Below are 12,400 nucleotides of genomic sequence, written 5' to 3'. Positions count from 1 at the left end.
TGCGTGCGTGTCATGCTGCCGCATGGCTTACCAGTGCCCGAGCGGTTGTGTAGGCTCCATTGACATAGACCAGTGGGTCAACCTCGCCGCTCACCAGCACTTCCGTGAGCCGCCCAATAAAAACGGTATGGGTGCCGTACACGAAACGTCCGTCCTGGGCACAGACAAGACTTGCCTGCGCATCATGAAGATAGGGCACGCCATGAACAGATGTCTGCCAGTTACCGGTAGTAAAACGCGCCTCGCCTTTCAGGCGGCCACTGCAATCTATCGCTATACCCCGATGGCGCGCGGACAGCACGTTCACGCAAAAATCAGCCCCGGCGTCGAGTGGGGCATAGAGCGATGCCGTGCGGTTAATGCAGATCAGGAGCGATGGCGGCTCGGTCGACAAGGCATCCACCGCCGTAGCCGACATCGAATAGCGCCGGCCTGCATGACTGCAACTGATCACGGCCACGGAGCGGGCGAGGCGCCGCATGGCGAGCAACATGTCCGCATGCAAGGGATGGATGGATCCGTCGGTCATGGTGTGACTCCTTCAAGTTCTCTCGATAAGTGCTGCGCAGCCCGACTCGATCCAGCAGCAGCCTGCTGCGCAATATGATTGGCGGCGATGAAACCAAAAGTCATCGCGGGCCCAATGACCGAGCCGGCGCCAGGATAGCTTGTGCCCATCATTGACGCGCTGGTGTTACCAATCGCATAGAGACCTTCAACCGGAGCGCCATTTCCGCGCAAGACCCGCGCTTGTGCATCTGTGACGAGCCCGCCTTTCGTGCCGATATCACCCGCGTCAATACGGACCGCATAGAACGGCGCCTGATCAATCGCGGCCAGGCAGGGATTCGGCTTCACCCCGGGGTCACCGTAGTAGGTATCGAACACGTTATCGCCCTTGCCAAACTCCTCGTCGATCCCTGTCACCGCATACCGCGCCATGTTGCGCAGGGTGCCACTCAGCCCCGCCTCGTCAACCTTGATTCGTGCAGCAAGCGCCTTGATCGTGTCCGCCCGAACCAGCACGTCCCGGAACCGCCTGGGGATAAACGCATCGGGCCTCATTGAGGCGGGCATGATGGGTCCACAGGGATACTTTTGACGAAAGCGTGAATCGAACACCATCCATACCGGCACACTCGCGCCTTCACCGGCATGGTCCCGATACATGGCGCGCACAAATTCCGAATACGGTGCGGCTTCGTTAACAAAACGATGCCCTCGGGCATTGACCACCACGCAACCAGGGAAACTGCGCTCGACAAACAGCGCGCGTTGCTTTTCTTCGCCGGCAACGTCGATGGTTGGCGCCCCCCAAACATGCTCCATTAACGCGAGTGCACCACCGAGCCGTTCACCTTCGGCGATGGCATCGCCCGTATTGGCGGGGGACGCAGCACTCCATTTGGCGCTGGTCGGGTGCGGTAGATAGCGCTCCCGCATCGACTGGTTACGCTCAAACCCTCCTGCCGCGAGAATCACGCCGTGCCGTGCCGACACGTTCAACAGCTGGCCGGCACGCAGCACCTGCACGCCCGTGACGCGGCCGTCCGTTTCAAGCAGGTGATGCATCGGGGTCTCAAGCCAGAGCTGCACGCCACGCTCAAACAGCGCCCAACGCAAACCGCCTGCCAGCGCATTACCCAGCGTCAGACGCCGGTCTCGCGGCGAACGCACGCGCATGCTCCAGTCGAACCAGTAACGCCCGAACTGACCCAACACGAGCCGGATATACCCCGAACTCCGTGAAAACATTTGGTGCGCTTCTTTCGAAGTCACCGCGATACGTCCGCCGATCAGCGTGCCTGGCGACGGTGGACGCAAGTGTCTCAGCTCGTCACCCAGCAACGTGCCGTCAAACGGCAGCGGATCGAGTGTCCGGTAACCGGGCATGGCACCCGGCAGCTTCTGAAAGTAGTCGGCGTACGACGGCAAGGCCTGATAGCGCACCGGCGTTCTCGCTTCCAGATAGCGCAGCATCTCGGGGGCCTGGTCAAGATAGGCATCGATCTTGTCTTCGGGCGTCATGCCTGCTGTGCACGCGTCAAGATACGTGCGTGCTGCCGCGCGCGAATCGCTCGAACCCAACGCGGCAATATGGTGGTTGCATGGAATCCAGATCGAGCCTCCTGAGATCGCCGATGTTCCGCCGTACCACCCGGTTTTCTCGATGACAACAACCGACAGCCCACGATCAGCAGCGCGGCACGCGGCTAGCATGCCGCCAGCACCGGAGCCCACGACAACGATGTCGAAGACATGCCGCTGCATTTTGGTGTCACTCATGGCCGCCCCTTCAGATGAAGAAATCGGTGTTCTCCCGACCGAGCATGACGGCCCCGAGATTCTGGCCAAAGCGGTCGAGGTTATTGGCGTAATGCGCGCGGGCCGCATGCAAATCAAGGAAACGGCGCACAAGCGGGTTGCGTTGATAAATCCCATTGCCGCCCGAATAACGCAGCAGAGAATTCGCAGCCTGGGCACAACGCTCGGCCACTTGTGCGGCCTGGTAGCGGAAGTGCACGCGGCGCTCAATCGAAACCGCACGGCCATCATGAGCGGCGGCAAGCAGTTCGGCGAAGTTGCGCTTGAGGATCACCTGCATCTCATCAATCGCAACTGCCGCACTCGCACAGGCGCTTTGCGCACCGGGATCATCGGTTGTCCTGACGCCACTGTTCGCGCTAACCCGCGTGGCCGCATACGAGGTGAAATCATCAATAGCGCCCTGCAACGCGCCGATGCAAGACGTGCATACCGCGCGCACGAAAATTTGAGCGAAGGGAAGATGAAAAATCACAGCGTCGTTCAGTGCAAGGCCAGGGCTTGTGCCCATCATGCCGTCGAGCGCTTTGTGCGTTCGGTAAGCCGGCACGAATACATCGTCGACAACGATGTCGTGACTGCCCGTCGCGCGCAGCCCGAGCACATCCCAATCGTGTACAACCGTGTAATCGTGTTTGGGCAGAAGGAAGGTTCGATATTCTGGCGCCCCGCCTGCCTTAACGGGAGTCACCAGCGCACCGAGGTACACCCATTCGCAGAGCTCGATGCCGCTCGAAAACTTCCAGTGACCGGACAGCCGGAAGCCTCCTTCTACGGGGCTTACCCGGCCCACGGGCATATAGGAGGAAGCAATGAGCGTCGATACTTCATTGCCCCACACCTCTTCCTGGGCCTGGCCATCGAATAGCGCGAGCTGCCAGTTATGGACACCGATAACGCCATAGATCCAGGCCGTCGACATACAACCGCGCGCAAGCGCAATCTGGATGTCGAAAAAGGTTTGTGGATCGAGTTCGTAGCCACCGTAGCGCCTTGGCTGCAAAACCTTGAAGAAACCCGCTGCCTGCATCTCAGCGATCGTTTCGTCCGGGATGCGCCCTTGTGCCTCCGCCTGTACCGCGCGCTGCGCGAGGACCGGCGCCAGCTCCTGCGCACGAGCGATCAGCGTGGCGGCAAGAGCATCGGAACTGTTATCTCGATGCACGACTGTCTCCTGTTGGGCGGCCTGTGCCGCTCCTGGGTTATGGGTACGGGTGTCAACGATCCGTGCGGCCGGAGATGTGCCACCCCGGCAAGAAAGCGTGATCACGCGTCAAGCACATTCGCGTTGCTCGCGTTGTTCGTGTTGCTTCTCGCAGTTGAAAACCGGGATCACGTGTTCGCCGATATTCCGGATCGTCTCGAGCTGTGCTTCTTGCGGAACCGTGCCCATCTGGCAAAGGAATAGCACTTCGTCGACACCGGCCTCGCGCAAACGCTCCACATATCCGATACAGTCATCAACCGTGCCATACGCGTGATTGGGGTTCATCATCGACAACGCTGGATCGCTGAAATCGACGATCACTTCCTCGGACGCGAAACGTGACCGAATCACCTGCTCGCCATTCCCGGCCTGCATCATGTCGTCGCCCCACTTCGATGGATCGGGACGCTCGCCACCGGTGTACCAGTACGCGAGCGATTCCATGAAATAGCGTTGACCGCGAATGCCAATTTTTCGGGCCTGCTGCCCGTCTTTCATCACCATGGCCGGGCACAACGCGGCAAAATGCTCGGTCGGCCGATAGCCCACCTGATCTTCCGCTTTGCGGTTGGCCCATGCCTCCCGATACAAACGGTTCTTTTTGGCAACCTCATCGGGGCCGCCAAAACCGAGCACGAGTGCGCCCATACCTCTCTGGCCTGCGCGGGTAAGCGCGTCGGAGTTGGTGCAGGCAAGATACATGGGAGGATGAGGATCTTGATAGGGCTTCGGATGAATGGAGCGCTTGGGAATCTTGATGTAGGTGCCATCATGCTCAATTTCATCCTGCACAAACATCTTCGGCACCAGATACATTGACTCGTCGATCATCGGCTGCAGCTTGTCCAGCTCATAGCCGAACGCACCCGCCTCCTGCTGGCTGCCACCTTTGCCAACCCCGAAATGCACGCGGCCTTGCGACAGGATGTCGAGCAAGGCAATACGCTCCGCCACCTTGATCGGATGGTTCATGGCGGGAGGCAGGCAAATCACACCATGGCCGAGTCCAATGCGAGTCGTGCGGCCAGCCAGGTAGGCGAGGAAAGTCTCTGGCGCGCTCATGTGCGCATAGTTGGTGAGCGAGGTATGTTCGACGCACCAGATGGTGTCGAATCCCATCTGTTCAGCGAGAAGAGCCTGTTCCACCGTCTCCTTGAACACTCGATGGTCACCCGCTCGCGTTGCATCCACGGTTTGCGCTTCGTAGATCAGAGAAAATTTCATTATGTAGGTCTCCGTGAATATTTAACCGGACTCTTCCATCACACGCCTGATGAATTCAGGCGCCCATGACTGCCCATGGACGAAAGTGTCGGTGCGCACGTAGAAGCTCGCATCGTCTATTTGGAGTAACGCAGTCAATTTCGTGACCAGACGTGCTGGACCGTTCACAACCACTGACGATCTCATCCAGTCAGACTGGGCGCGCGGGTCAAGGTACGATTACGATCGCAACATGATTTGCGCAATCTGGATCAGACAAATCAGTCACAGAGGAAAAACAAAATGAAAGTCTCGATGCTGCTGTATCCGGTTGACGATATCGACGCAAGCCTGCCATTGTTTGTAGAAGGTCTAGGGCTCAGCATCAAGTTTCGGGACGGCGATCGTTATTGCGCCATCGACGGCGGCGCGATAACAATCGCGCTAGTGTCAAAAGATGAGCAGATCGTCGAAAACACAGCGCTCACGCTAAGGGTCGACGAGGATGAGGATTTGTACTCATCGCTGGAGCGCATGGTTAAGGCAGGAGCGTCGGTTAGGGTTCCGGTGCATGCCGGGCCTCATGAATATCGGGCCGTACTGGAGGACCGCAACGGCGCACTAATCGTGCTATCACAGAAACGCACGGCTGAAGCCAGCTAAGCCATTGTTGGCCACCGCTGGCCACCCGCTGGCCACCCGCTGGCCATCGTTACCTGCCAGCACGCAGGCAGCGCGTTTATCCCAAAGGCACCACACTACCGAGCAAAATGCAGACTAACGTGGCCTGCCTGGTGACACCCGTTTTCGAAAAAATCGATCGAAGATGAGTGCGCACCGTATTTTTGCTAATCCCCGACTCTTCAGCCGCCTCATCGAGTGTGAGTCCATTCGTCAACAACAGCGCGAGCGACGCTTCGGCGGGGGTGAGATCGAACAGCTTGCGGATGATCTCTTGCGCCCCTTGCGGCTTGCGCTCGGGATCACGCAAGAAAAGCGCGACAGCTGGACTGCGCTTGTTATCTTCGGCCCAATCCGATAACAGAATCGAGCGCACCAGCAAACCAAGGCGTGGCTTGTCACGACTACGTGTGATCGGCATCGCCTCGACAATGGCCGCAGCCATGCCTTGATGACCCATCACGGCATGCCGGATCAGCCGTTGCAACGTCCGGTTTTCATGGGCGTTCATGGCTTCCACTTTGCCTCGCGCAATGCATAGCCCATTGGTTTGCGACAGAATTTCGTTTGCGACACTGTTCGCATTAATGATCGAGCCATCCTTGTCGAGTGTGATTGCGCCTACCTGCATGCGGTTGATGGCATTCGCGTACATGGAACGTTCGACCTCCACGCTATCAAGCCGTGAATGCAGTTCGACCGCGCGCTTCAGATGGGGGAGCAGCAAGGTACAGACCGCCTTGTCCTGCGCCGTGAACTGCGTCTCCGCGTGGCTGCGGCAGATGCGAAAACGGCATTCGACACCGGACTGGGTACGCAAATCTGCACCGAGGATGTAGCGCACGTCAGAAGGCTTTAAAAATTGCTTATAGAACTCGCTCGATAACCAGCCGGTATCGCCAAATACTTCGTCAGCTGTCACTACGCGATCCGCTGGAAGCCCAACGAAGGGGTCCAGTGAATAGTAATAATCGTTGTATGACGCTTCATTGGGCACGACCGGGCCGAACTCCGATGCGTGCACCGAAATCGGCGCACGGCGGTCGCTTGCCGCGGCGCGCAAGACTAGCGTGACGTAATTCGCACGCAACTTGTGCCGGATCATTTCGAGAGCACTGGCCCACGGCGTCGGCTCCATCGGCCCTTGATAGATCCGTGCCATCAATTCGCTAAACTCAGCGATACCGTCACCCGCCTGCTCTCTTAATGCCAGGCTCTCTTGCAAAGCCAACCTCGTCGCCATCAGCACTTGCCATCCTCCATAAGATCCATTTGATCCTGCTTCACTAGCAAGCATACGAATCAATCTGGACGACGCTATCGGGAGATTCACTGAAGAGCCAAGCTTTATCTTTTCCTGCGTGTGTCCCATCATCCAAGTGGACGATGCGACAGGCTCGCCATTACACTGCAATGCTTACTATCCATTTCTATCAAGCCTTCTCTGCGACATAGGGGAAAACAACCGAGCGGGTTTACCTGATCCGCGCATGCACCTGATAAACACAGGAAAACACAGGAAAACACAGGATTTCAAATGACACTCGATCCTCAGGCGAAAGCCATGCTTGACGCACTGCCTCTCACACCCGCAGTCGATTTCAGCCAGTTGACCGCTTCTGCCTGCCGTGAAATGGTGACTTCCGGCACCTTCGCCGATGGAGATCCGGTTGCAGTAGAAGAAGACTGGCACATCCCGACACCCCATGGCGAACGCCTGGCGCGGCTGTACCGGCCGGATGGCGAAGGGCCGTTCCCACTGACCGTTTTCTTCCACGGTGGGGGTTTTGTCGTGTGTAGCATCGATACGCATGCGAACCTGTGCCGCTGTCTTGCGCAACGTGCAGGCACGCTGGTGCTTTCAGTTGACTATCGGCTCGCCCCCGAAGCGCGTTTTCCCGCTGCGGCACACGATGCCTGTGAGGCCGTCCGATGGGCCGCCCTGAATGCGCACAAGCTTGGCGCGCGCGATGCGCTGATCGCCCTGGCCGGCGATAGTGCAGGTGGCAACCTGGCCGCCGTCGTGGCGCAACAGATGCGCGGGACCGAGGTCCAGATCGCGCATCAGTTGCTCCTGTACCCTGTGGTTGACTGTGCGACCGAACATCCCTCGTATGAGGCATTCGGTAACGGCTACTTACTCACGGCGGACATGATGCGCTGGTACAAGAACCAGTATTTCGACCATGGCGCCGACCGCGCTGCAGCACTTGCAAGCCCACTCGCCACGACAGATCTCACCGGCATTGCACCCGCCACCGTCATCACCGCCGAATACGACATACTCCGCGACGAAGCAGAGTTGTATGGGTTACGGCTCGCCCAGGCTGGCGTGCCCGTCACCCTGATCCGATGGCCGGGCCAGATGCATGGCTTCGCTAGCGCGCTCGGCGTAGTCGATGCGGCCAACCAGACGCTTTGGTTCGCGGCCGACGCTTTACGGCATGGTTTCGCGCTCGCGGATCAACGGGCCACACATTAAACATTAAGGAACCCGCATCGAGCTCTTGTCACCGCTTCGCCGCTTCACCACTTCACCACTTCACCGTTTCACCGTTTCACCGTTGTGCCAGCGCTGACGGCCAGGCTCAGCTCAACAGGTTCAACCCGGCAAGCTCAACCCAGGTTCTCGAAAATGGCGGCAATACCCTGCCCGCCTCCAATACACATCGTGACCAGCGCATAACGCCCGCCCGTCCGCTGGAGTTCGTAGACCGCCTTGACGGTGACGATCGCCCCAGTTGCGCCAAGCGGATGGCCGAGCGAAATGCCGGAACCATTGGGATTCACCCTGGCCGGATCTAGCTGCAGTTCCTGCGTCACCGCGCAAGCTTGAGCGGCAAATGCCTCATTCGCCTCAACGACGTCGATGTCCCCGATCGTCAGGCCGGCACGCCTTAGTGCGATCTGCGTAGCAGGGACCGGCCCGATCCCCATATACAGGGGGTCGACACCGGCATGAGCGTAGGACACGAGGCGAGCCAGCGGAGTGAACCCGCTCTGCTGGGCTAGCGTGCGCTCCATCAAAAGCACAGCGGCCGCAGCATCGTTAAGCCCCGATGAATTCCCTGCGGTAACCGTACCTTCATCCCGTAAAAAAACAGGACGCAAGGCACTGAGTTCATGCATGGTCAGATCGGTTCTGACATGCTCATCGGTGTCGATTTCAATCTGCTGGCCTTTAACCGTGCTGATCGTGCTGATTAACGGCACGATTTGCTGGCGAAAATACCCTGCCGAAATAGCGTGTGCAGCACGGCGATGAGACTCAAGGGCCAACCTGTCCTGGTCTTCCCGGCTGATAGCGAATCTTCTGGCGACGTTCTCTGCCGTGACGCCCATATGCACCCCATGGAAAGGGTCGCTCAATACGCCAGCCATCATGTCGACCAGGGACGAGTTGCCCATTCTCACGCCGAAGCGTATCTCCGGCGCAAGATACGGCGCACGGCTCATGCTCTCGGCGCCACCGCCGATCGTGACGTCCGCATCACCCAGAATGATGGCCTGAGCCGCGGAAACAATCGCCTGCAGGCCCGAGCCACACAACCGGTTCACGGTCAGCGCAGGTGTCGCGGCTGAAATACCGCCCTGTATTGCCGCAACGCGCGCGAGGTAGCTATCTTTGGGCTCTGTTGCTATCACATTGCCAAAAATCACATGCCCGACCTGATCGCCTGTCACGCCGCTGCGTGCCAATAAGGCTCGCACGACGGCAGCGCCAAGTTCCGTCGGCGTAAAGTTTTTCAGGCACCCACCGAACTTGCCTACTGCCGTTCGAACCGCATCAATCACCACTACCTCACGTTGCATCCCTTGCATCTTTTACACCTCCTAAAATCCAGCTGACCGGGGTACCGCCCGCTTTCTCATGGCAAACCATGAATGATTCGATAGATTCGCCTGAATTATTTTTCGGGCTACCCGGTAACACATCGTCCGACGGGACTACGACAAGCCCCAACACCACGACACTGGAAACTATTCATGCGGAATGCTAAACTGCCGCGCGTCTTTTTAAGCTTTTTATCATGATATTCCGCCCGTACAACCGGATGAACCGGATGACCGCATGGCTTGGCCTGATCGCCATGTGGTTGATCGTTTTCGCTCCGGTTGTGAGCCACATGCGGGCGTCAGTCCGCACGAACGAACCCGTCGCGGAACTGTGCTCGGTGCTTCAACCCCGAGGTATCCAGAGCACGCCAAACATCGCGCAACGGGCTCAAGCCAGCCCGGCACCGGTTCACCTGGGCCATGACGATGCTTTCGGCGCTTGCGGTTATTGCCATCTCTTTAAACATCATGTTGCGATGCCAGGCGTTGCGTCATTCGTGCCGGTCGTGATGTTCGTGATCGCTCATGCCGCGCCAATCGCGCTTTCCACGCGCTTCACCCCGCTCGGTGCCTTTCCGTCCGGGCGCCCAAGAGATCCCCCCGCCATTTCCTGAGCGCCATTACTTCCGATCGCTGTGTCAAACGCGCTGAATCACTGCGTGCGCGGTCGTTCGTCCTACGCATCAAGGAAATGTTCATGTTCAACTTCACATGGGACAAGCTGGGTCTTATCGCCCGCGCTAATGCGCATCGCCGCACCCATCGCGTCACACTCAGCGTGTTACCGCTCTCTATTATTCAGTCACTCGTTCCATCGCTCGCGCATGCAAACGACGCCACCACCAGCACCATGCTGCCCACGGTCACGGTCAACGCTGCGGCAAGCGGCAATGGAGGCGCAGTACAGCCCGCTGTCGACCCCAATCTCCCAGCCTCCGTCGAAACCGTCACCCGCAAGCAGTTTGAAAACTGGAACGTCACCAACACCGAAGACGTGTTGAAGTACATGCCGAACCTTGCCGTGCGCAAACGTTTCATCGGCGATCTGAATTCGATCATCGCCGTGCGTGGCACCAGCAATGCGCAAAGCGCTCGCGGGCTGGTTTATGCCGACGGCCTGCTGCTGAGCAATCTGCTTGGCAATAACTACTCGTTTGCGCCGCGCTGGTCGATGGTCGCGCCAGATGAGATCCAGCAGGTCGACGTTATCTACGGGCCGTTTTCCGCGCTGTATCCAGGCAACTCGCTCGGCGCGACCGTGCTGATCAGCACCCGCATGCCGAAGAAGTTCGAAGCGCAAGCCAACGTAAAAGCGTTCACGCAGCATTTCAGCCTGTTTGGCGTGAACCAGAATTTCAGCGGCACTGAAGCGAGTGCGTCGATTGGCGACCGGATCGGCAAGTTTTCGTATCGGCTCGACGTGAATCATCTGGAGAACACGAGCCAGCCGTTACAGTTCGCCACGCTCACGAAATCCAGCAAACCCGCGACAGCAGGCGACACCCCCGTCACCGGGGCCTATCTCTACAACAATCCGAATAACGTGCCAACGGCCGTGCTTGGCGTGAACGGCGAGGGTATCGAACATACGGTCCAGGACCAGTTCAAGCTGAAACTGCAGTACGACTTCACGCCAACACTCCAGGCCGGTTTCACGCTCGGCTACTGGCACCAGACCTATAACAGTCCAACCTCGACGTTTTTGCGCGATGCGAACGGCAATCCTGTCTATAGCGGCAAGGTCAGCATCGGAGGCTACGAATACACGATTCCGGCTGCCGCGCTCGCGCCAGGCCTTGGACAGAGCGAAAACTGGCTGTACGGTGTCTCGCTGAAAACGCGCAATGCAACGGGCTGGAACGGCGAGGCCATCGCGTCGTATTACGACGTCAGCAATAACGTGGCGCGCACCGCGAACTCAGGCGTGCCAGGCAACGGCGCGGGCACGGTGATTTTCGGTAATGGCACAGGCTGGAAAACGCTGGATCTTAAAACCACATACACGCCAGCTTCGCCCCAGGCTGGGCTGGCGAGCCACTGGCTCAGCTTTGGCTATCACTACGACAACTACTTTCTCGATAACGAAAGCTACAACACGCTGAACTGGCGCGATGGAGCGGCCACGGCGTTTGCCAACTCGTTCAAGGGCAAGACGCAAACACAGGCGGTATACGCGCAGGACGCATGGCACTTCCTGCCGCGCTGGAAGTTCGTCTACGGAGTGCGCTACGAGGACTGGCGAGCCTATGACGGTTCGCAGGCCATCGCCGCAACGACCGTGCCGCTGGCCAATGTGAGCCAGAACCACTTCTCGCCGAAGGCCTCGCTATCGTTCGATGTCACCGATGATCTGACCTTGCGCGCCTCGATTGGCCGGGCGTATCGCTTTGCCACGGTCAGCGAGCTGTTTCAGGGAAAAATCAACGGTTCGTCGATCATCAACAACAATCCCAACCTGAAGCCTGAAGACGCCCTGTCAAAAGAACTGAGCGCCGAATGGGCGCACTGGAACGGGCTGTTCCGTTTCTCGCTGTTTCAGGACGACGTCAAGAACACGATTCTCAGCCAGACCGATACAACGGTGATTCCGAACGTGACGAACTTCCAGAACATCGGCAAGGTACGCTCACGTGGTGTCGAGACCAGCTATCAGGGGCAAGACGTGTTCGTGCGTGGGCTCGACCTGCTGGCAAGCGTGGCTTATACGCAGTCGAAGATCATCGCCAATGCGCAAAACCCCGCCAGCGTCGGCAAGTATTTTTATCGCATCCCGTTGTGGCGCGTCAGCGCCGCCGCGACTTATCACATCGACGCACGTTCAGCGATGACGCTCGCCGCGCGCTATTCAGGCCGTCAATACAACACGCTGACCAATGTGGATACGAATCCGGATGTATTCGGCGGCACCAGTTCGTATCTCGTGGCCGATGCCAAATTCACCTTCAAACCAACGAAGCTCAGTGAAATCGGCGTGGGCGTCGACAACCTGTTCGATGAACGTTACTTCGTCTACCACCCGTATCCGGGCCGCACGTTTTACGTCGAAGCAAGGCTTCGTATGTAAGCGCCGCGATATCTGTCATCAGAGAACAAGCGTTGTTGAGCCCCAGCGCAACGCAAGGCTGCCCGAAACGAAAGATCAATGGA

At 58.4% G+C, this 12,400-nt stretch carries 10 protein-coding genes; 4 read left to right on the top strand and 6 right to left on the bottom strand.

Features of this window, described 5'->3' with window-relative positions; genetic code table 11:
* Positions 1 to 10: 10 nt before the first annotated feature.
* The 4 genes from GH657_RS04000 to GH657_RS03985 all read right to left on the bottom strand — a co-directional run bounded on the left by GH657_RS04000 (position 11) and on the right by GH657_RS03985 (position 4,756).
* Positions 11 to 529 carry a flavin reductase family protein gene (locus GH657_RS04000; RefSeq protein ID WP_153099524.1) on the bottom strand — a complete coding sequence of 173 codons (519 nt, stop codon included), beginning with the start codon at positions 527 to 529 and terminating at the stop codon, positions 11 to 13.
* Complete coding sequence (locus GH657_RS03995) at positions 526 to 2,286, bottom strand: FAD-dependent oxidoreductase (RefSeq protein ID WP_153099523.1); 1,761 nt, start codon at positions 2,284 to 2,286, stop codon at positions 526 to 528. Before GH657_RS03995 ends, GH657_RS04000 begins: the two co-directional genes overlap by 4 nt.
* Before the next feature lie 10 nt (positions 2,287 to 2,296).
* The gene (locus GH657_RS03990; RefSeq protein ID WP_153099522.1) at positions 2,297 to 3,490 is read right to left on the bottom strand and encodes an acyl-CoA dehydrogenase family protein; all 1,194 of its coding nucleotides are present in this window, start codon (positions 3,488 to 3,490) and stop codon (positions 2,297 to 2,299) included.
* A 108-nt stretch (positions 3,491 to 3,598) separates the two neighbouring features.
* The gene (locus tag GH657_RS03985) at positions 3,599 to 4,756 is read right to left on the bottom strand and encodes an LLM class flavin-dependent oxidoreductase (RefSeq protein ID WP_153099521.1); all 1,158 of its coding nucleotides are present in this window, start codon (positions 4,754 to 4,756) and stop codon (positions 3,599 to 3,601) included.
* Between the two features lie 282 nt (positions 4,757 to 5,038).
* Between GH657_RS03985 and GH657_RS03980 the strand changes: the two genes are divergently transcribed.
* A complete protein-coding gene (locus GH657_RS03980; RefSeq protein ID WP_153099520.1) occupies positions 5,039 to 5,398 on the top strand; it encodes a VOC family protein in 360 nt (119 codons plus the stop codon).
* Between the two features lie 76 nt (positions 5,399 to 5,474).
* Here the strand turns inward: GH657_RS03980 and GH657_RS03975 are convergent, their stop codons facing one another.
* Entirely contained in the window at positions 5,475 to 6,659 is a 1,185-nt protein-coding gene (locus GH657_RS03975) for a helix-turn-helix transcriptional regulator (protein WP_153099519.1), read from the bottom strand.
* Positions 6,660 to 6,953: 294 nt separating this feature from the next.
* Between GH657_RS03975 and GH657_RS03970 the strand changes: the two genes are divergently transcribed.
* Positions 6,954 to 7,898, top strand: a complete 945-nt coding sequence (locus GH657_RS03970; protein WP_153099518.1) for an alpha/beta hydrolase — start codon at positions 6,954 to 6,956, stop codon at positions 7,896 to 7,898.
* A gap of 134 nt (positions 7,899 to 8,032) precedes the next feature.
* On the opposite strand, the gene bktB is transcribed toward GH657_RS03970, so the two are convergent.
* Positions 8,033 to 9,229 (bottom strand): beta-ketothiolase BktB, encoded by a 1,197-nt coding sequence (gene bktB, locus GH657_RS03965; RefSeq protein ID WP_153101626.1) that lies wholly within the window; start codon positions 9,227 to 9,229, stop codon positions 8,033 to 8,035.
* A 218-nt stretch (positions 9,230 to 9,447) separates the two neighbouring features.
* Between bktB and GH657_RS03960 the strand changes: the two genes are divergently transcribed.
* On the top strand, positions 9,448 to 9,867 hold the full coding sequence (locus GH657_RS03960; RefSeq protein WP_153099517.1) for a DUF2946 domain-containing protein: 420 nt from the start codon (positions 9,448 to 9,450) through the stop codon (positions 9,865 to 9,867).
* An 83-nt stretch (positions 9,868 to 9,950) separates the two neighbouring features.
* Positions 9,951 to 12,317 (top strand): TonB-dependent receptor, encoded by a 2,367-nt coding sequence (locus GH657_RS03955; RefSeq protein ID WP_153099516.1) that lies wholly within the window; start codon positions 9,951 to 9,953, stop codon positions 12,315 to 12,317.
* The last annotated feature ends 83 nt before the right edge of the window (positions 12,318 to 12,400 follow it).

Source organism: Paraburkholderia hayleyella, assembly GCF_009455685.1.
Taxonomy (GTDB): domain Bacteria; phylum Pseudomonadota; class Gammaproteobacteria; order Burkholderiales; family Burkholderiaceae; genus Paraburkholderia; species Paraburkholderia hayleyella.
This window is presented reverse-complemented; position numbering and strand designations above follow the sequence as displayed.